Annotated in this window: 18 protein-coding genes and 1 tRNA gene; 7 read left to right on the top strand and 12 right to left on the bottom strand. The window is 63.8% G+C overall.

Annotated features, from left to right (window positions below):
* Nucleotides 1-921 carry a LysR family transcriptional regulator gene (locus ACXAEK_RS07745; protein ID WP_475040955.1) on the top strand — a complete coding sequence of 307 codons (921 nt, stop codon included), beginning with the start codon at nt 1-3 and terminating at the stop codon, nt 919-921.
* Nucleotides 922-944: 23 nt separating this feature from the next.
* On the opposite strand, the gene ACXAEK_RS07750 is transcribed toward ACXAEK_RS07745, so the two are convergent.
* Nucleotides 945-1,403 (bottom strand): Lrp/AsnC family transcriptional regulator, encoded by a 459-nt coding sequence (locus tag ACXAEK_RS07750; RefSeq protein ID WP_475040956.1) that lies wholly within the window; start codon nt 1,401-1,403, stop codon nt 945-947.
* A gap of 115 nt (nt 1,404-1,518) precedes the next feature.
* Between ACXAEK_RS07750 and ACXAEK_RS07755 the strand changes: the two genes are divergently transcribed.
* Nucleotides 1,519-2,721, top strand: coding sequence for a methionine gamma-lyase (locus tag ACXAEK_RS07755; protein ID WP_475040958.1), 1,203 nt, complete (start codon nt 1,519-1,521; stop codon nt 2,719-2,721).
* Nucleotides 2,722-2,741: 20 nt separating this feature from the next.
* On the opposite strand, the gene ACXAEK_RS07760 is transcribed toward ACXAEK_RS07755, so the two are convergent.
* Complete coding sequence (locus tag ACXAEK_RS07760; RefSeq protein WP_475040960.1) at nt 2,742-3,206, bottom strand: Lrp/AsnC family transcriptional regulator; 465 nt, start codon at nt 3,204-3,206, stop codon at nt 2,742-2,744.
* A 127-nt stretch (nt 3,207-3,333) separates the two neighbouring features.
* Here ACXAEK_RS07760 and ACXAEK_RS07765 point away from each other — a divergent pair, with 127 nt between their 5' ends.
* Nucleotides 3,334-5,715 (top strand): transketolase, encoded by a 2,382-nt coding sequence (locus ACXAEK_RS07765; RefSeq protein WP_475040962.1) that lies wholly within the window; start codon nt 3,334-3,336, stop codon nt 5,713-5,715.
* Nucleotides 5,716-5,817: 102 nt separating this feature from the next.
* On the opposite strand, the gene ACXAEK_RS07770 is transcribed toward ACXAEK_RS07765, so the two are convergent.
* The 8 genes from ACXAEK_RS07770 to ACXAEK_RS07805 form a co-directional block, all read right to left on the bottom strand.
* Nucleotides 5,818-5,894 (bottom strand) — tRNA-Pro (locus ACXAEK_RS07770).
* A 173-nt stretch (nt 5,895-6,067) separates the two neighbouring features.
* Nucleotides 6,068-7,171 carry a 3-isopropylmalate dehydrogenase gene (gene leuB / locus ACXAEK_RS07775; RefSeq protein WP_475040964.1) on the bottom strand — a complete coding sequence of 368 codons (1,104 nt, stop codon included), beginning with the start codon at nt 7,169-7,171 and terminating at the stop codon, nt 6,068-6,070.
* A 125-nt stretch (nt 7,172-7,296) separates the two neighbouring features.
* A complete protein-coding gene (locus tag ACXAEK_RS07780; protein ID WP_475040965.1) occupies nt 7,297-8,340 on the bottom strand; it encodes an endonuclease/exonuclease/phosphatase family protein in 1,044 nt (347 codons plus the stop codon).
* On the bottom strand, nt 8,337-9,173 hold the full coding sequence (locus ACXAEK_RS07785) for a hypothetical protein (RefSeq protein WP_475040966.1): 837 nt from the start codon (nt 9,171-9,173) through the stop codon (nt 8,337-8,339). Before ACXAEK_RS07785 ends, ACXAEK_RS07780 begins: the two co-directional genes overlap by 4 nt.
* A 370-nt stretch (nt 9,174-9,543) precedes the next feature.
* Nucleotides 9,544-10,149 carry a 3-isopropylmalate dehydratase small subunit gene (leuD, locus tag ACXAEK_RS07790; protein WP_475040967.1) on the bottom strand — a complete coding sequence of 202 codons (606 nt, stop codon included), beginning with the start codon at nt 10,147-10,149 and terminating at the stop codon, nt 9,544-9,546.
* A complete protein-coding gene (locus tag ACXAEK_RS07795; protein ID WP_475040969.1) occupies nt 10,149-10,976 on the bottom strand; it encodes a glycosyltransferase family 32 protein in 828 nt (275 codons plus the stop codon). The genes leuD and ACXAEK_RS07795 overlap by 1 nt, the downstream gene beginning before the upstream one ends.
* 16 nt (nt 10,977-10,992) lie before the next feature.
* On the bottom strand, nt 10,993-12,396 hold the full coding sequence (leuC, locus tag ACXAEK_RS07800) for a 3-isopropylmalate dehydratase large subunit (RefSeq protein ID WP_475040971.1): 1,404 nt from the start codon (nt 12,394-12,396) through the stop codon (nt 10,993-10,995).
* 53 nt (nt 12,397-12,449) lie between these two features.
* Nucleotides 12,450-12,548 (bottom strand): isopropylmalate isomerase, encoded by a 99-nt coding sequence (locus tag ACXAEK_RS07805; protein WP_475040973.1) that lies wholly within the window; start codon nt 12,546-12,548, stop codon nt 12,450-12,452.
* Between the two features lie 234 nt (nt 12,549-12,782).
* On the opposite strand from ACXAEK_RS07805, the gene ACXAEK_RS07810 reads away from it, so the two are divergent.
* From ACXAEK_RS07810 to rlmH, 3 genes are all read left to right on the top strand, one after another.
* Nucleotides 12,783-14,114: a mechanosensitive ion channel family protein gene (locus ACXAEK_RS07810; RefSeq protein WP_475040975.1), complete on the top strand. Its 1,332-nt coding sequence runs from the start codon at nt 12,783-12,785 to the stop codon at nt 14,112-14,114.
* Nucleotides 14,115-14,591: 477 nt separating this feature from the next.
* Complete coding sequence (gene rsfS / locus ACXAEK_RS07815) at nt 14,592-14,954, top strand: ribosome silencing factor (RefSeq protein WP_475040976.1); 363 nt, start codon at nt 14,592-14,594, stop codon at nt 14,952-14,954.
* 92 nt (nt 14,955-15,046) lie between these two features.
* A complete protein-coding gene (rlmH, locus tag ACXAEK_RS07820) occupies nt 15,047-15,517 on the top strand; it encodes a 23S rRNA (pseudouridine(1915)-N(3))-methyltransferase RlmH (RefSeq protein WP_475040977.1) in 471 nt (156 codons plus the stop codon).
* A gap of 52 nt (nt 15,518-15,569) precedes the next feature.
* Here the strand turns inward: rlmH and ACXAEK_RS07825 are convergent, their stop codons facing one another.
* A complete protein-coding gene (locus ACXAEK_RS07825) occupies nt 15,570-15,926 on the bottom strand; it encodes a hypothetical protein (RefSeq protein WP_475040979.1) in 357 nt (118 codons plus the stop codon).
* A 35-nt stretch (nt 15,927-15,961) separates the two neighbouring features.
* On the bottom strand, nt 15,962-16,684 hold the full coding sequence (locus ACXAEK_RS07830) for a DUF599 domain-containing protein (protein ID WP_475040980.1): 723 nt from the start codon (nt 16,682-16,684) through the stop codon (nt 15,962-15,964).
* A gap of 80 nt (nt 16,685-16,764) precedes the next feature.
* On the opposite strand from ACXAEK_RS07830, the gene ACXAEK_RS07835 reads away from it, so the two are divergent.
* Entirely contained in the window at nt 16,765-18,213 is a 1,449-nt protein-coding gene (locus ACXAEK_RS07835) for an FAD-linked oxidase C-terminal domain-containing protein (RefSeq protein WP_475040982.1), read from the top strand.
* Nucleotides 18,214-18,256: the final 43 nt, after the last annotated feature.

The following is an 18,256-nucleotide window of genomic DNA, read 5'->3' on the forward strand; positions in this document are numbered from 1 at the left end:
TTGGACATCATCTGGCTCAAGGATTTCGAGGCTTTGGTCGCGTGCAAGAATTTCTCGCGCGCGGCCGAGGAACGCAATGTCAGCCAGCCGGCTTTCTCCCGCCGCATCCGGGCGCTGGAGAATGAAATCGGCGTGCGGCTGATCAACCGCGAAACCCTGCCGCTGACACTAACGCCGGCGGGGGAGGTTTTCCTGTCCCAGTCCCGCATCATGCTGCGCACCTACGAGGAAACCATCGAACGCTGCCAGACGATTGATGCGGCGGGTGAAAACGTGATCCGCTTCGCAGCCTCGCAGTCGCTCTATATGACGCATTACAAGACGCTGATTGCGCCGTTGGCGAGCGAGGGCGGGGTGGATACCGACCTCAACTCCACTTCCTGGGCCGCCGACCAGTTCGTCAGCGCGCTGCAGCAGGGCTATTGCGACGTGATCCTGACCTATTGGCATCCGTCGATGGATTTCCTCGGACCGCTGGAGGTTGCCAATTTCGAGTATCTGACGCTGTCCACCGACCGCTATGTGCCGGTTTCGCGCACCAGCCCGGACGGCGCAGCGGAGTTCGCCTTTAAACCCGGGAGCAAGGACGCGGTGCCGCTGCTGTCCTATGGCGCAGTTTCCGCGTTGCGTTCGGTGCAGGAGTTTGCCCTGACCCAGCTGCTGCCTACGCAGAAGGTGTTTGTCGTCAATCAAAATGCGCTTGCCAACAGCGTCAAGGCGATGATCCAGGAGGGGTTCGGCATGGGCTGGCTGCCGCTGAGCCTGTGCCGGGAGGAGATCAGGCAGGGCCGGTTTGCCGTGGTGGATGAACGGCTGGCCACCGATCTGGAAATCCGCCTCTACCGCGATCCGCGCAGCACAAAGCAGACGCTGGATGTACTGTGGAAGCAGTTGAAAAGCTCTGCCTTGGAAGGCGCCTGACGCGGAGGCGGCCCACAACCGTATCACCGGGCCGGGGGGAACACTGCCGTCCGCTTGACTGTTCCATAGACAAAACTGGTGTCGATGGAGGCAATGCCGCCAACCGGATGAATGCGGTTGCGGATGAACTCCTCATAAGCCTCCAGGTCCGGCACCAGCACCCGCAGCTGGTAATCCATCGCGCCGGTCAGCACGTGGCATTCCAGCACCTCGTCGATCAGCTGCATCTTGCGCTCAAAGTTCTGCACATCGGTTTCATTATGCCGCTCCAGCTTGATGCGGACAAATACGGTGATCGGCAGCCCATAGGATTTGGCATCAACCACCGCGCTGTAGCCCTGGATCACCCCCTGTGCTTCCAGATTGCGCACCCGCCGCAGGCAAGGGGATGGGGAGAGGTTCACCGCCTCTGCCAGGTCCTGGTTGGTCATCCGCCCGTCCCGCTGCAGGGCGCGGATGATCTGGCGGTCCTTGCTGTCCATATTGCGCCCTCGTTTGGCAGAATCTGCCAATATCAATACCAGCTTGGAAATACTTCGCAATCCATTGCCTGTGAAACAGTCGGATGATGCCTGCAGCAACAGACAGGAGCATCCCATGAAAACCTCCGGCGGCTTTGCCACCCGTGCCATCCACCACGCTTATGACCCGCAGGACAACGAAGGCGCATTGACGCCGCCGCTGCACCTGACCTCCACCTTCACATTTGAGACCGCTGAGGCCGGCGGCGAGATGTTCGCGGGCGAGCGCCAGGGCCATATCTACAGCCGGATCTCCAACCCGACCTGCGACCTGCTGGAGCAGCGGATCGCCACGCTGGAAGGCGCGGAGGCGGGCCTTGCGCTTAGCAGCGGCATGGGGGCGATCACCGCGGTTCTGTGGACGCTTCTCAGCCCAGGTGACGAAGTGATCGTGGACAAGACGCTTTATGGCTGCACCTTTGCCTTCATGCGCCACGGGCTGGCGAAATGGGGCGTCACCATTACTCATGTCGACATGACCGACATGGAAAACCTGCGCGCCGCTGTCTCGGATAAAACCCGCGTGGTGTATTTCGAGACCCCGGCCAACCCGAACATGCGTCTGGTGGACATCGCCGCGGCCGCGGAAATCGCCCATGCCGCAGGCGCGCAGGTGGTGGTCGACAACACCTATGCCACTCCCTACCTGACCCGCCCCATTGAGCTGGGCGCCGATATCGTGCTGCATTCCGCCACCAAATACCTGGGCGGCCATGGCGATGTGGTGGCGGGGCTGGTTGTTGGCACCGCTGAGCAGATCGGTGAAATCCGCCTCGTCGGCATGAAGGACATGACCGGCGCAGTGATGGCGCCCTTCAACGCCATGCTGATCCTGCGCGGCCTCAAAACCCTGGCGCTGCGGATGGACCGTCATTGCGCCTCCGCCGAGACCGTGGCGGACTATCTGGCCGCTCACCCCGCGGTGAAATCGGTTTCCTTCCCGGGGCACGAGAGCCTTGCCCAGGCGGATGTCGCCAAGCGCCAGATGGCCCAGCCCGGCGCCATGATCGCCTTTGAGGTCGAGGGCGGCCTGCAGGGCGGCATCGCCTTCATGAACGGGCTGCAGATGATCCAGCGCGCAGTGTCGCTGGGCGATGCGGAAACCCTGATCCAGCATCCGGCCTCAATGACCCATTCGACCTATACCCCGGAAGAGCGCGCCGAGCACGGCATCAGCGATGGGCTGATCCGCCTGTCATTGGGGCTGGAGGAGGTGGAGGATATCCTCGCCGACCTGGGGCAGGCGCTGCCGCGCGCGGACACCTCGGAAGCGGCCTGATGCCTCCGGGCCGCGCCCTGTCAGTACAGGCGCGCGGCCTGATCCTTGACCCGGCGGATCGGGATCGAGGATTCCAGCGACGCCACGCCGGGGATCTTGGTCAGGCGACCGGTCAGGAAGTGCTCGAATTCGTGCAAATCCCGCACCACAACCCGCAGCAGGTAGTCGAAGTTACCGGTCATCAGCCAGCAGTCCACCACCTCAGGGCAGAGCTTCACCTGGCTTTCGAAAGTGACCAGCCTGTCGTCGACCTGCTGGTCCAGCCGCACCGAGACAAAGACGCTGAAAGTGAAACCCAGTTTGGCCTCGTCGATGCGGGCGCTGTAGCCGGTGATGAAACCCTCAGCCTCAAGCTTTCTGATGCGGCGGGCGCAGGGGGATGGCGACAGGCCGACACGCTCGCTCAATTCCTGATGCGACAGGCGGCCGTCGGCCTGAAGCGCGGCAAGGATGCGGCGGTCGGTTTCATCAAGGGTATCGCTCATTTGAGGTAGAATCCTTCATTGATCGTAAGGTTTGCGCTGGATATCGGCGCAGATAACGCAAATTCGCAGAGAGTTTAGCGCCTTTTGCTGCAGATGGCAGCTTATTCTCGCGCAAACGGAGAGTGACATGACTGCAAACCTTCAGCACCTCAAGACCATTGAGCAGCGACTGCTGTGGCTGTCGCATTGGATGATCCACAACGCGAACCACATCCGCCCCAAGGCGGACGGGATCAAGATCGGGGGGCACCAGGCCTCTTCGGCGTCGATGGTGTCGATCATGACGGCGCTTTATTTCTCGGCGCTGAAACCGGGCGACCGGGTGGCGGTGAAACCGCATGCCTCGCCCGTCTTTCACGCGATGCAGTACCTGATGGGCAACCAGACGCGCGAGAAGATGGAGAACTTCCGCGGCTTCGGCGGGGTGCAAAGCTATCCCAGCCGCACCAAGGACGTGGATGATGTGGATTTCTCCACCGGCTCTGTCGGCCTGGGTGTCGGCATCACTGCGCTGGCCTCGATGGTGCAGGATTTCATCACCGCCAAGGACTGGGGCAAGGACGCCCGCACCGGTCGCATGGTAGCGCTGGCGGGCGACGCCGAGCTGGACGAGGGCAACATCTACGAGGTGCTGCAGGAAGGCTGGAAGAACGATCTTCGCAATTGCTGGTGGATCATCGACTACAACCGCCAGTCGCTGGACGGCATCGTGCGCGAGGGCCTGTTTGAGCGGATCGAGAAGATCTTTGACGCCTTCGGCTGGGACGTGGTGCGGGTGAAATACGGCGCGCTGCAGCGTGCCGCGTTCGAGGAGCCGGGCGGCGAGCGCTTGCGCGCCTGGATCGACGCCTGCCCGAACCAGCAGTATTCCGCGCTCACCTACATGGGCGGGGCGGTCTGGCGGCAGCACCTGATGGATGACCTGGGCGACCAGGGGGAGGTCAGTGCGCTGATTGAGAAGCGCAGCGATGATGAACTGGCTGAGCTGATGGAAAACCTCGGCGGCAATTGCGTCGAGACGATGGCGGACACTTTCGCCTCTATCGAACACGACCGCCCGGTCTGTTTCCTAGCATATACAGTCAAGGGCTGGGGTACGCCGATTGCAGGCCACAAGGACAACCACGGCGGCCTGATGACCAAGGCCCAGATGGCAGAGTGGCAGGCCCATATGGGCGTTGCGGAAGGTGAGGAATGGGAACCCTTCGCCACCGTTTCCAACCCCGCCGCGCTGCAAGGCTTTCTGCGTCAGGTGCCGTTCTTTGCCGAAGGCCCGCGCCGCCATTTCGACGCGCCGCTGCCGGTGCCCGCGATTGCCATCGACTCCTCCCGCGAAATCTCCACCCAGATGGCCTTCGGCAAGATCCTTGATGATCTCTCCAAGGGGGACAGCGAGCTGGCGGCGCGGATCCTGACCACCTCGCCCGATGTGACCGGCACCACCGGGCTGGGGCCATGGGTCAACCGGCGCAAGCTGTTTGCCCGGGAAGTGCAAAGGGATGCCTTCATCGAACACCGCATCCCGTCGACTGCAAAATGGAACTTTGCCCCTGAAGGACAGCACGTGGAACTGGGTATCGCCGAGATGAACCTGTTCCTGCTCTTGGGTGCTGCAGGCCTGTCGCATTCGCTGTTCGGCAAGCGGGTGATCCCCATAGGCACCGTTTATGACCCCTTTGTCTGCCGCGGCCTCGATGCGCTGAACTATGCTTGCTATCAGGATGCGCGCTTCATGATCGTCGGCACCCCGTCGGGTGTGACGCTGGCGCCTGAAGGCGGCGCCCATCAGTCCATCGGCACCCCCCTCATCGGTATGTCGCAGGACGGGCTGGCGGCGTTTGAGCCAGCCTTTGCCGATGAGCTGGCCGTGATCATGGAATGGGCCTTCGACTACCTGCAGCGCGACGGCGAGGGCGATCCGGATGAGCGCACCTGGCTGCGGGACGAGACCGGCGGCTCGGTCTATTTGCGCCTCACTACCAATCCGATGGAGCAGCCCGGCAAGCGCGTGGGCGAAGACTTCCGCCAGGGCGCCATCGACGGCGGCTACTGGCTGCGCAAGCCAGGGCCGAACTGCGACGTGGTGATCGCCTACCAGGGCGCGGTCGCACCCGAAGCGATCAAGGCCGCGGGCATCATCGGCGAAAGCCGCCGCGACGTGGGGGTGCTGGCGGTGACCTCTGCGGACCGGCTGAACGCGGGCTGGACCGCGGCGCAACGGGCGCGCTCACGCGGCAACGCCGCTGCGCAATCGCATATCGAGACGCTGATGGGCGGCCTGCCGCCGCATTGCAAGGTGATCACCGTGATCGACGGCCACCCGGCGACGCTGGCCTGGCTGGGCGGGGTTGCGGGCCATCAGACCGTGCCCCTGGGGGTGGAGCATTTCGGCCAGACCGGCACCATTGGCGACCTTTACCGCCACCACGGGCTTGAAGCCGCGGCAATCGTTGCCAAGGTCAACGGGCTGACTGCCGGGAAACGGGTAAGCAGTGCCGCGCAGTTCTAAGGGCCTGACCATCTGCCGGGGCATTCTGTTCCGGCAGGAATGGCCACTGGTTCTCTGATCATCGTAAAAACAAAAAAGGCGCCCTAGGGCGCCTTGTTTTATTGGTCGGAGTGAGAGGATTCGAACCTCCGACCCCTGCCTCCCGAAGACAGTGCTCTACCAGGCTGAGCTACACTCCGACCGTGGAGGGCGAAATAGCTCAGGGCGCGGGGTTTGACAAGGGCGATTCCACAGAAAGATGCGGTTTTCGGGGATTTTTTCAGCACCGCCGGCCAAGACGCCGCAGACACGCAAAAGCCCCGCGCCGGTGGCCGGGCGGGGCTTGGGATTTTACTGATTAGCGGCTTAAAAATCAGAGGCTTGCGTCTAGTGCGGCAATCACTGCATCGCCCATCTGACTGGTGGAAACCGGCTCCACGCCTTCGCTCGCCAGCAGGTCCGCGGTGCGCACACCGTCGGCCAGCACCTTCTCGACCGCGGCTTCCAGGCGGTCAGCCTCGGCGCCCTGATCGAAGCTGTAGCGCAGCGCCATGGCAAAGCTCAGGATGCAGGCGATCGGGTTGGCCTTGCCCTGGCCCGCGATGTCGGGGGCGGAGCCGTGCACGGGCTCATAGAGCGCCTTGGGGCGGCCGTTTTCCATCGGTGCACCGAGGGAGGCGGAGGGCAGCATGCCCAAGCTGCCGGTCAGCATTGCGGCGCAGTCGGACAGGATGTCGCCGAACAGGTTGTCGGTCAGGATCACGTCGAACTGCTTGGGCGCGCGCACCAGCTGCATGGCGCCGTTGTCGGCATACATGTGGGACAGCTCGACCTCGGGGTAATCGGCGGCAACGCGGGTGACGACTTCGCGCCACAGGATGCCCGATTCCATCACGTTGGCCTTCTCCATCGAGCAGACCTTCTTGTTCCGGCGCATGGCCAGCTCAAACGCGGAACGCGCGGCACGCTCGATCTCGCTCTCAGTATAGCGCTGGGTGTTGATGCCGACGCGCTCATTGCCTTCCTCGAAAATGCCGCGCGGCTCGCCGAAGTAGACGCCGGAGGTCAGCTCGCGCACGATCATGATATCCAGACCGGCAACGATGTCCTTCTTCAGCGAGGAGAAATCCGCCAGCGCGTCAAAGCACTGCGCCGGGCGCAGGTTCGAATAAAGGTCCATCTCCTTGCGCAGGCGCAAGAGGCCGCGCTCGGGCTTCACCGAGAAGTCCAGGTCGTCATAGGCCGGGCCGCCGACGGCGCCGAGCAGCACCGCGTCCACGTCCTGCGCCTTGGCCATGGTCTCATCCGCCAGCGGCTTGCCATGCTTGTCATAGGCAGCGCCGCCGACCAGATCCTCGCTCACATCGAACTGCAGGCCGCGCTTGCCGCCGAACCAGGTGATGATCTTGCGCACCTCGGTCATGACTTCGGGACCGATCCCGTCGCCGGGCAAAATCAGAATCGATGGGTTGGGCATGGGGATCCTCCTAAAAACAGCTGGCAAGGGCGTAGCGGGACAGCGGGGCAGGGTCAATAACACCCCTTGGAAATAAAGGGGAATGCGGGGGATTTACCTGCGCAATGAAGGTGCCGCCGGCCGGGTCAGTCCAGCAATAAATCGACCCAGACCAGGCGGTGCCGGCTGGCGGTCGCCGCGGGGGGAGCCTGGCCGCCCGGCCAGACCACGCCGCTGCCAATCACGGTCAGCCCGGCGGAAGGCAGCACATAGTCCACCCGCATACGGCCCGCGCTTTGCCATTCCACCGTGGCGGTGCCTGCTTCGGGGCTCTGCGGCAAAGGATCCTGCAGGCGCGGATCCGCTAGCAGGCTGCGGATCGCTTCTCTGCGCCCTTCGCCGCGTTCCGGGTCGAGATTGGCGTCGCCCGCAATGACAAAGGGTGGTTCAGGTGCCGCGCCAATTGCGCCATTCAGCAACAGCTGCCACAGGCGGATTTCGTCGTGATTGCGCCTGCCGTTGCGGTCCTCCGGCCCGTCGAACAGCGGCGGCGCGGCGTGGAAGGTCAGGATATTCAGGCGGCTGTTGTCCGGCAGTTCCAGCGGCACCAGCCAATGGGCCGTTGCAGACAGACGCTGCACCTCTTGCGCCTCGGGGGAAGGGAAGGGGCTGCCGTCCGGGTGCTGCGGCAGCCGCGCGCCGGGCAGGTCCCGCCACAACAGCCCCGAGAAATCGCGGATACCATTCCGGTCCACTGGCAGCCGGGACAGCAGTGCAATGCCGCCCTGGCCGCGGAACCGCCCGTATCCCTGATTGTCGCGCGGCTCACCAGTCTTGCCGTTGCCATCCAGGTCCAGCGGCTCTGGCGGCGGCAGGCCGGAGTTCGGCTGCAGCGCGACAAGGTAAGGGTAGTCCAGCCCCTGATCTGCCAGCCGTGAGGCCAGCGCCGCCAGCGTCCGGCCCTCGAAATCCCAGTCGATGCCTTGCAGCGCCAGCACATCCGGCTGTGCGGCGGCGATCACCTCCACCACTGCAGCAACCTGCGGATCGGTTCCGCGGGTGATATCGCGCAGCAGCAGGCCTGGCCCGTCACGCGACAGTTCTGTGTTGAAAGTGGCGATGCGCAGGGGCTGCGACTGCGCCGCTGCGGCGGCGAGGGCCAGAAGGAGACCGGCGGCCAGCCGCCTCATGCGGTTTGCATCGCCTCGTCGGCGTCAATGCAGGCGGCGCGGCGCTTTTGCGCGATCAGACCGGCAATGCGCAGCATGGCCATGCCGCGCATGATCATCGAGGCCGGCACCAGCGCCCAGGCGCTGATCACCCAGATCAGCATATGCGGGGCGGCCAGCATGCTGGGGTCCACCAGGCCCGAGGCCAGCTTGACCGTAGCGGGAAGAATGAAGGGTAGCAACACGCCGCCAACGATGTTGACCCGCCCGTCGCGCTGCAGCCGCTGCACCACATCGCCGCCGGTGGTGGGATCGAACAGCGGCAGGTTGACCCAAACGTTGAAGGCGCCGTTGCCTACCGGCCAATGGCCGACCCGGATCACCAGCGCAAAGACGGCAATCGCGGTTCCGGCAATCGCGCAGGCCAGCCCAGCGGCATCGCGCACCAACAGCACCACCGTCTCCGACACTTGCGGCGGCATCATCAGCACTGTCAGCTGCACCGGCGAATAGGCAAAGTCGAGCTGGCCGCCCAGCCAGTTGCCCAGCCGCTGCACCAGGGCTGTCAGCCCGGTTGGTGCCAGCGGATGCGCGGCCAGCAGGCTCAGCGCGCCAACGGTGGCGGCAGCCGCGGCAAACCGCATCCGGTTAATCGGCGGCGCGTTGCGGAACTCCACGAAGCTCGGGAAATGCGAGTAATACTCGGTAAAGGCCAGGGCCGAGCCCAAAAGTGCGATGAACAGGATGATTTCCGGCGCCTCGGTGGCGGATGCCGGCAGAATCAGCGTCGGCATCGCAAACAGCATGGCCACCAATATGCCGCGGAACACCGCGCCTGTGATGCGTGCAAACACGTCCTTAATCCCTTCAAACCAGCGCGGGCGTTTTGCCTCTTCGTCCGGATTTGAAGCCCCCCGGGAAAGTGGTCCGGGGCGCTCTGCCTCATTTTTGCCCCATTGTGGCAGGCAGGCGGCTTTCCGCTCAAGAGGCGCCGCCCGGTGCGCGGCCACTTTCTTCGCCGCACTGGTGCCGGATTGCATCAGGGTTTTGGTTGAATTTGAGGGCGTTGGCCGTGAGGCCACTAGATGATGTGTGCCTGCGCGCGAGGCGCACTAGGCTGGCGCCGGCAGCGAATTGCGGCGGAAATGCGGCGCGAATCTGGCGGGCAAAAGAAAACCGCCCGGGGCAGGGCGGTTTTCACGTGTTTCAGCCAAGGCCGCGGGATCAGACCCAGGGGCGCTCCTGCGCGGCCTTGTCCTCGAACGACTTGATCGAGTTGGCCTTTTCCATGGTCAGGCCGATGTCATCGAGACCGTTCAGCAGGCAGTGCTTCTTAAATGCATCCACTTCGAACGGGATCACTTCGCCGTCGGAAGTGGTAATCTCCTGCGCTTCCAGGTCCACGGTCATGCGGGCGTTTTCGCCCTTCTCCGCGTCGGCCATCAGAATGTCGACCTGCTCCTGCGGCAGCACGATCGGCAGGATGCCGTTTTTGAAGCTGTTGTTGAAGAAAATGTCGGCGAAAGAGGTCGAAATGATGCACTTGATGCCGAAATCGGCAATCGCCCACGGTGCGTGCTCGCGCGAGGAGCCGCAGCCGAAATTGTCGCCCGCCACCAGGATCTCGGCGTTGCGGTACTGCGGCTTGTTCAAGACGAAATCCCCGATCTCGGTGCCGTCGCGATTATAGCGCATCTCGTCGAACAGGTTCTTGCCAAAGCCGGTGCGCTGGATGGACTTCAGGAACACCTTGGGGATGATCATGTCGGTGTCGATGTTCACCAGCGGCATCGGGGCTGCGATACCCTGCAGTTTCTCGAACTTTTCCATTACTCGTTTCCTTGTTTCTGGTGCTTCAAACCGCTGAGATCAAAGCCGATCTCCTGCGCATGGCGTGCGATGAAGCTGTGTTTTTCGGGCCGGTGCGCCTTGTGGTATCGGCGCACCATGGATGCATAGAGATGAACGGCCAGCGTGTTTTCGGTCAGCCAGCCGTCTTCCTGGCAGCTGCCGCTGAACAGCACGTCGGTCAGAACACCGCGGATCGGATAGAAGACTTCCGGCTCGCGCACGTGCTCGACCTCTCCGGTCAGGTTCAGCGTATAGTCAAGCGCACGGGGGCCAAGCGACGGGCGCTGCAGCTCGAAGGCTGTCAGCAGGCGCTTGCCGGGCGGCGCGGCTTCCACTTCCTTGCGGATCTTGCGGCCCAGCCAGGGCGGCACGAACCCGGGGTCCTCGAACCAGTCCAGCAGATGGTTCAGCGTTGCGGAGCCATTCGGCAGCCGCAGCACCGCGCCATTGATCGACCGTGTCGGCTCATAGCCCACATGATAGTCCGCGTCCGGCAACGGCCGGCAGCAGATCATATCGGTGTCGATCCAGATCATGTCCGTCTTCTTCAGCAGGTAAAGACGGAACAGATCCGACAGCATCGAGGCCGGTGCCTCCCCGTGCCCTGCCAAGGCAGGATCCCAGATTTCCGCCGCCGGGCAGGTGCGCACACCTGCCGGAACCGGCGGCGCCGCAGGCCCGGTGTGGAACAGCACAACCTCGTGGCCGCGCTGCACGAAACTGGCCAAAGACAGTTCGTGCAGCCAGTTCAGGCTGTCACCGATCCACAGGCTTGCGACCGCGGGAAGGGAAGGGCTGGACGGCATCGTTGGCCCCTCAGGTTCAGATCAGCTCACGCACATCCGTCAGCTTGCCGGTCAAGGCAGCGGCGGCGGCCATTGCAGGCGACACCAGATGGGTGCGGCCCTTGTAGCCCTGGCGGCCTTCGAAGTTCCGGTTCGAGGTTGCGGCGCAACGCTCCTCCGGGGCCAGCTGGTCGGGGTTCATCGCCAGGCACATGGAGCAGCCCGCGAGGCGCCACTCGAAACCGGCAGCTTCAAAAATCTCGGCCAGGCCTTCTTCCTCGGCCTGCGCCCGCACCAGGCCGGAGCCCGGAACGATCATGGCGCGCATGCCGTCCTTGATCTTCTTGCCCTTCACGACCTCGGCCACGGCACGCAGGTCCTCGATGCGGCCGTTGGTGCAGGAGCCGATGAAGACGGTGTCGATCTCGATATCGGTCAGCTTCTGGCCGGGGGTCAGGCCCATGTACTCGATTGAGCGGCGCGCCGCCTCAACCTTGCCGCCGGTGAAGTCCTCAGGCGACGGCACAACACCGGTGATCGGCAGCACGTCCTCGGGGGAGGTGCCCCAGGTCACAACCGGCTCGATGTCCTCGCCCTTCAGGGTGACGACCTTGTCGAAATGCGCGCCTTCGTCGGTGTAGAGCGTCTTCCACCAGTTCAGCGCGGCTTCCCACTGGGCGCCTTTCGGGGCGTGCGGGCGGCCTTTGACGTATTCAAAGGTGGTCTCGTCCGGCGCAATCAGGCCTGCGCGTGCGCCGCCTTCGATTGCCATGTTGCAGACGGTCATGCGGCCTTCCATCGACAGGCCGCGGATCGCTTCGCCGCAGTATTCGATGACATAGCCGGTGCCGCCGGCGGTGCCGGTCTCGCCGATCACGGCCAGGGTGATGTCCTTGGCGGTGACGCCCGGCTTCAGCTTGCCGGTGATCTCCACCTTCATGTTCTTGGACTTCTTCTGGATCAGCGTCTGGGTGGCCAGCACGTGCTCCACCTCGGAAGTGCCGATGCCATGTGCCAGCGCGCCAAAGGCGCCGTGGGTGGCGGTGTGGCTGTCGCCGCAGACCACGGTCATGCCGGGCAGGGTCCAGCCCTGTTCCGGGCCGACGATGTGCACGATGCCCTGGCGGACGTCATCCACCGGGTAGTAATGCACGCCGAATTCCTTGGCGTTTTTGTCGAGCGCTTCGACCTGGATGCGGCTTTCCTCGTTCTCGATGCCTTTGGCGCGGTCGAGTGTGGTCGGCACGTTGTGGTCCGGCACCGCGATGGTCTTTTCGGGCGCGTGCACCTTGCGGCCGGCCATGCGCAGGCCTTCGAACGCCTGCGGGCTGGTCACTTCGTGGACCAGGTGGCGGTCAATATAGAGCAGGCTGGTGCCGTCCTCTGCTTCATGCGCTACATGCGCATCCCAGATCTTGTCATAGAGTGTCTTGGGGGACATGGGTCCTCTCCCGTGATGTATTGGGTATGCTGGCTTTGGGCTGGGCAGGCACCTTATAGGCGCGCCAGGACCGTGCGGGCGGCGCCAAAGAACCGTTCGCGCAGCCGCGCGCGGTCTTGCAGTTCGATCTTGTGCGCCAATACGAGGGTCATGGCTGTCAGATACATCCCGGCGGGCCGTCAATCAAGATTCGTTCTGGGGCCGGAAAAGAAAGCGCCCCGCTCTCAGCCTGGGCGGCACAGGGCGTGCACCCCCTGTGCACCCCTTGTACACCCCCTGTGCACCGGCCTGCGCCTTTTCCAGCCAATCGGAAAGCCCGGCAGGAAGGCTCTTGCCTTGATCCAGAAGCCGCCGGGCGGCACACTGCCGGAAAAAAGGGGCGCGCGATGGAGCCGGAAGAGCAGACACCACCCAGGGACGCGATCGCAGAAAGCACCGCCGAGGCGCTGGAGCTTGGCCAGCGCCTGTGGGAACTGGCGGCGCAGGGGGCAGAGCTGCTGCTGCGGCCCTGGAACGCTTACCAGGTGGGGATAGCGCTGGCGGTCTTTGTGCTGGCCAGCCTGATCGCGCGGCCGCTGGCGCGCGGTTTTCATGACTGGCTGCGCAGCCGCAGCGGCTGGCCGCGCTGGCGGATGCGGATGGCGCTGGTACTGCACAAACGGATCCGCGGGATCCTGTTCGTGGTGCTGATCTGGCTGGTGGTTCTGATCATGCAGGAAGCCACCTGGCCCAGCCGGTCCCGCTTGCTGGCGGTGATTGCCAATCTGTCTCTGGCCTGGCTGATTGTGGCGCTGGCCACCCGGCTGGTCGGCAACCCGCTGCTGCGCAACCTTGTGAAATACGGCGCCTGGACCTGGATCACGCTGCGGATCCTGGGCATCACCGAGGACGCGGTCCATCTTATGGACGGTGTCGCCATTGATTTCGGCGATCTCAGGATATCGTTGTATCTGGTGGTGCAGGCGGTGGTGATCCTGGGGGTGATGCTGACGCTGGCGCGGGTGATTTCCCAGGTGGCGTCCAACCGGATCCGGGCCAATCCTGACATCTCGCCGTCGATGCAGGTGCTGGGGGCCAAGCTGGCGCAGATCCTGCTGTTCGGCGGTGCCTTCTTTATCGGGCTGAAGGCTATCGGTATTGACCTGACCGGCCTGGCGGTGCTGTCCGGGGCCATCGGTGTGGGCCTTGGTTTCGGCCTGCAAAAGGTGGTGTCGAACCTGGTGTCGGGGCTGATCATCCTTTTGGACAAGTCGATCAAGCCGGGCGATGTGATCAGCCTTGGCGACACCTTCGGCTGGATCAACGCGCTGGGTGCGCGCTATGTCTCTGTTGTGACCCGCGACGGGCGGGAATACCTGATCCCGAACGAGGACCTGATCACCACCCAGGTGGTGAACTGGTCGCATTCCGACAAATATGTGCGCCTGGATCTGCGTTTCGGCACCGGCTACAGCGACGATCCCCACAAGGTACGCAAGATCGCCATCGAGGCCGCCTGCGGTGTCACGCGGGTGCTGCAGTACGGCAGCAAAAAGCCGGTCTGCCACATCACCGGCTTTGGCGACAGCAGCGTCGATTATGTTCTGCGCTTCTGGATCGACGATCCCACCGGCGGCCTCACCAATATCCGCGGCAATGTCTATCTGGCGCTGTGGGATGCGTTCCAGGCTGAAGGCATCTCTATCCCGTTCCCGCAGCGCGAAGTGCGGATGCTGTAGGGCCTGCTGACGTTCCCCCTGCTGCACTGGCGCGAGGCGAATTTTGTGTCCGGTCAGCGAATTTACCCGCGGTGGTCTGGTTGACCAGAAGGGGAAATTCGCGCCGCCGGGGGCAAAATTCACCGCGTCCCGAAGGGATTTCGCCAAAATCCGCCATCCCTGCGTTAATTCCGCTTGAAAGGGGGCCACCCTGTCTGCGCGAAATTGCCTTGTGCTGGCGGATTTTGGCTGAAACCAGTGCAGCAGGGGGAATGTCAGCAGGACCTGACCCGCTGCCGGTGAGGGTTGCACCCGGCGGCAATGACGGATAAAGCACAGGGCTTGCATCGCCGGGGCGGGTTTCATTGAAAGTTTACCCTCTGGTTGCTACATTATTAACAGGCCCGGCGCCGGGGCTTGGCGGCGCGTTGTAAGGAGGACTATGTCCTGTCACCCGTACCTCAAGCGGCAGATGCCGCTGTTAATGGGGCAGCCGTGATGGCTTCCCAGTCCCAGCCCACCAGCGAACAGCTGCTGGAGCGGATTCTCTCCTCACTCAGCGATGACAAAGCGGAAGATGTTGTGCAGATCGACCTGCGCGGCAAGACCGAGATCGGTGATTACATGGTGATCGCCTCCGGCCGTTCGACCCGTCAGGTCGCTGCGATGGCGGAAAAGCTGATGGACCGCCTGAAACAGGATTACGGCATCATCTGCAAGACCGAAGGCAAAGGCGCCGGCGATTGGGTGCTGATCAACTCTGGCGATGTGATCGTTCACCTGTTCCGCCCCGAAGTGCGCGAGTTCTACCAGCTCGAGAAGATGTGGATGCCTGCAGGCTCCGCCGCTGCCGAGGGCTGATCCCGGGACTGATTTGATGCGGGCCCGCGCCTGGGTGCGGGCCGGATTGCTTCAGGCCTGAATACAACAGGCCGGATCGCTTCAGGAATTTCATGCGTCTGCATATCTGTGCGGCCGGGCGTCTGCGCTCTGGCCCGGAAAAATCCCTCATCGACGATTATCTCACCCGGTTCGACCGGACCGGCCGCGCGCTGGGCCTGGGGCCTGCGCGGGTGGTGGAGATCGAGGACAAGAAGAACGCAGGCATGGCGGCAGAGGCCGCGCTGTTGCGCAAGGCGCTGCCCAAGGGGGCGGTGATCTGCACCCTGGATGAGCGCGGCAAACTTCTGTCTTCACCGGATTTTGCGGACAAGCTGGCAGGCTGGCGCGACAGCGGCCGCCAGGATCTGGCGCTGATCATCGGCGGCGCAGACGGGATTGATCCCGGTTTGCGGGCTGAGGCCGACTTCTCAATCTCCTTTGGCAAGATGGTCTGGCCGCATATGCTGGTGCGGGTGATGCTGGCGGAGCAGATCTACCGCGCTGCAACCATTCTGGCGGGCAGCCCGTATCACCGGGTGTGAATGCGCCTTGCGGCGCATGCCTGCGGCGCGAGTATTTTTGGAAAGATGAAAGTCAGGGCAGGGTGAGGACGTATGTTTCTTCGCCCCAGCCATCCACCAGGCACCGCGCCTGGATTTGCACTTGGGTTGTGCCGTCCGGGATCTGCACGCCGCTGAGGGACCGGGTGAAGGGTTGTTCGTGCTCATGCGGATGCGCCAGCACGCGCAGGCCGAGTTCGTTGCCGTCCATGTCCAGCACCCGCCAGCCGTCGGCGTAATGCGCCCAGCCAGTGTCCGGGTGGGACAGGGTGACGCTGAAGGACCAGCTGCCGCCGGAGTGGCGGGCCGCGGCGTTTTCGATCACCGGTTCATCTGCAAGGGCGGGCAGGGCGGCGGCGCTGAGCGCGCAGGTCACAAGCAGGTGTTTCATGCCCGCACCTTAGCTGCGGCAAAGCTGCAGTGCAGTCACGAAACCGTGTCCCCTTTGCTATCGGGCGGGATGCGCAGCAGGATCCGGCGGGAGTGGGAGGCGAATTCGCGCCGGTAGAGGACGGCTATGGTGATCAGCGCCGCCGCCCCCAAGGGCAGGGCGCCCGCCAGCCAGGCGACGGCGGCCAGCGCGAAATAGGTCGACCGCATGCCGCGGTTGAAACTGCGTGCGGCGGTGATGCTGATTTCGGCCGCCTGCGCGGCGCGGGGATAGGCGAGGTCATGGGCGGGATCATTCGGGACCGCTGCCATCAGCACGGCGCAATAGCCGAACAGCCGGTGCGACCAGACAAATTTCAGAAACGCATTGGACAGCAGCAGCAGCACCACCAGGATCTTCACCTCCCAGACAAAGGCCGGGGCGCTGTCCTGAATCAGGTCTTCGGCGACGCCTGCCAGCTGTTCAGTGTTGCCGATCAGCGCCAGCCCGCCGCCGATGGCGATCATTGCGGCAGAGGCAAAGAAGGCCGTGGCCTGGCGCAGGTTGCCCACCAGTTGGGCGTCAAAGATCCGCGGGTCGCGCTCCACCATCCGCTTCATCCAGTCGCGCCGGAAGTCCTCCATCAGCAAAGTGACTGAAGGCCGCCCCGCAGGCGGGTTCTCGATCCGCCAGCCGATCCACAGCCAGCCTGCGACCAGCAGGATGAGTGCAGCGAGGTCAAAGACAGAGAATTGGGCAAGGCGGCTGGTCCAGATCATGGGCTGACCCTAGCGCGGCGATCTGGCACTTGCCAGATCGGAAGAATTGGTAATATCATTTTACCAAAGAGGAGAGCCCGATGCAGATGCCATCCCCGAACCCCGCCATTCTGGCCCGCAAGCAGGCGCTTGCGGCGCGGCTGCGGGCCGTGCTGCCGCCGGATGCGGTGATCCAGGATGCGGCGGAGACCCGGGCCTATGAATGCGATGCGCTGACGGCCTACAAGTGCCCGCCGCTGCTGGCGGTGCTGCCGCGCACGACGCAGGAGGTCTCGGACATTCTGCGGATCTGCCACCAGGAAGGCGTGCCGGTGGTGCCGCGCGGGGCAGGGACCTCGCTGGCGGGCGGGGCGCTGCCGACCGCGGATTGCGTGATCCTGGGGGTGGCGCGGATGAACGGGGTGCTGGAGACGGATTTCGGAAACCGCATCATCCGGGTGCAGACCGGGCGCACCAATCTGAGCGTTTCCGGCGCGGTGGAGGAGGAGGAATTCTTTTACGCGCCTGATCCCTCCTCGCAGCTGGCCTGTGCAATTGCCGGCAATATCGCGATGAACTCGGGCGGGGCGCATTGTTTGAAATACGGTGTCACAACCAACAACCTGCTGGGCGTGACCATGGTGATGATGGATGGCACCGTGGTGGAAATCGGCGGCGCGCATCTGGATGCGGGCGGGCTGGATCTCTTGGGCGTGATCTGCGGCAGCGAAGGGCAGCTGGGGGTGGTGACGGAGGCCACTCTGCGGATCCTGCGCAAGCCCGAGGGCGCGCGGCCGGTGCTGATCGGCTTTGACAGCAATGAGGTGGCCGGCGCCTGTGTCAGCGACATCATCAAGGCGGGCGTGCTGCCGGTGGCGATTGAGTTCATGGACCGCCCCTGCATCGAGGCCTGTGAGGCCTTTGCCAAGGCGGGCTATCCGATGTGCGAGGCGCTGCTGATCGTTGAGGTCGAGGGCAGCGCGGCAGAGATTGCGCATCAGCTGGGGCTGATCACAGAGATTGCCCGGTCGCACAGCCCGGTGGAGCTGCGCGAGGCGGGGGATGCCGATGAGGCGGCCCGCATCTGGCTGGGCCGCAAGTCGGCCTTTGGCGCCATGGGGCAGATCAACGACTACATGTGCCTGGACGGCACTATTCCGGTGTCCTCGCTGCCGTTTGTGCTGCGCCGCATCGGTGAGATGAGCAAGAAGTTCGGGCTGGATGTGGCCAATGTGTTCCACGCGGGCGACGGCAATATGCACCCGCTGATCCTGTTTGATGCCAACAAGCCCGGCGACCTGGAAACCTGCGAAGCCTTTGGGGCCGAAATCCTGAAGCTTTGTGTCGAGGCGGGCGGCTGTTTGACCGGCGAGCACGGGGTGGGGGTCGAGAAGCGCGATCTGATGCTGCATCAGTACAGCGAAGCGGATCTGGAGGCGCAACTGAAGGTCAAGGATGTGTTTGACCCCAAGTGGCTCTTGAACCCGGCCAAGGTGTTCCCGCTGCCGGTAACCGAAGGCCGCCGTGCGGTGGCACTGGCTGCCGAGTGATCCTTGGGGGCTAGCCCCCAAACCCCCAGAGTATTTTTGGCAA

Source organism: Leisingera sp. ABM4_101 (assembly GCF_056158725.1).

Excerpts from the sequence above, each read along its gene's own strand:
- ACXAEK_RS07750 (WP_475040956.1), bottom strand. The coding sequence starts at position 1,403 with ATGGACAGCAAGGACCGCCAGATCATCCGCGCCCTGCAGCGGGACGGG.
- ACXAEK_RS07755 (WP_475040958.1), top strand. The coding sequence starts at position 1,519 with ATGAAAACCTCCGGCGGCTTTGCCACCCGTGCCATCCACCACGCTTAT.
- ACXAEK_RS07760 (WP_475040960.1), bottom strand. The coding sequence starts at position 3,206 with ATGAGCGATACCCTTGATGAAACCGACCGCCGCATCCTTGCCGCGCTT.
- ACXAEK_RS07765 (WP_475040962.1), top strand. The coding sequence starts at position 3,334 with ATGACTGCAAACCTTCAGCACCTCAAGACCATTGAGCAGCGACTGCTG.
- leuB (WP_475040964.1), bottom strand. The coding sequence starts at position 7,171 with ATGCCCAACCCATCGATTCTGATTTTGCCCGGCGACGGGATCGGTCCC.
- ACXAEK_RS07780 (WP_475040965.1), bottom strand. The coding sequence starts at position 8,340 with ATGAGGCGGCTGGCCGCCGGTCTCCTTCTGGCCCTCGCCGCCGCAGCG.
- leuD (WP_475040967.1), bottom strand. The coding sequence starts at position 10,149 with ATGGAAAAGTTCGAGAAACTGCAGGGTATCGCAGCCCCGATGCCGCTG.
- ACXAEK_RS07795 (WP_475040969.1), bottom strand. The coding sequence starts at position 10,976 with ATGCCGTCCAGCCCTTCCCTTCCCGCGGTCGCAAGCCTGTGGATCGGT.
- leuC (WP_475040971.1), bottom strand. The coding sequence starts at position 12,396 with ATGTCCCCCAAGACACTCTATGACAAGATCTGGGATGCGCATGTAGCG.
- ACXAEK_RS07805 (WP_475040973.1), bottom strand. The coding sequence starts at position 12,548 with ATGACCCTCGTATTGGCGCACAAGATCGAACTGCAAGACCGCGCGCGG.
- ACXAEK_RS07810 (WP_475040975.1), top strand. The coding sequence starts at position 12,783 with ATGGAGCCGGAAGAGCAGACACCACCCAGGGACGCGATCGCAGAAAGC.
- rsfS (WP_475040976.1), top strand. The coding sequence starts at position 14,592 with ATGGCTTCCCAGTCCCAGCCCACCAGCGAACAGCTGCTGGAGCGGATT.
- rlmH (WP_475040977.1), top strand. The coding sequence starts at position 15,047 with ATGCGTCTGCATATCTGTGCGGCCGGGCGTCTGCGCTCTGGCCCGGAA.
- ACXAEK_RS07825 (WP_475040979.1), bottom strand. The coding sequence starts at position 15,926 with ATGAAACACCTGCTTGTGACCTGCGCGCTCAGCGCCGCCGCCCTGCCC.
- ACXAEK_RS07830 (WP_475040980.1), bottom strand. The coding sequence starts at position 16,684 with ATGATCTGGACCAGCCGCCTTGCCCAATTCTCTGTCTTTGACCTCGCT.
- ACXAEK_RS07835 (WP_475040982.1), top strand. The coding sequence starts at position 16,765 with ATGCAGATGCCATCCCCGAACCCCGCCATTCTGGCCCGCAAGCAGGCG.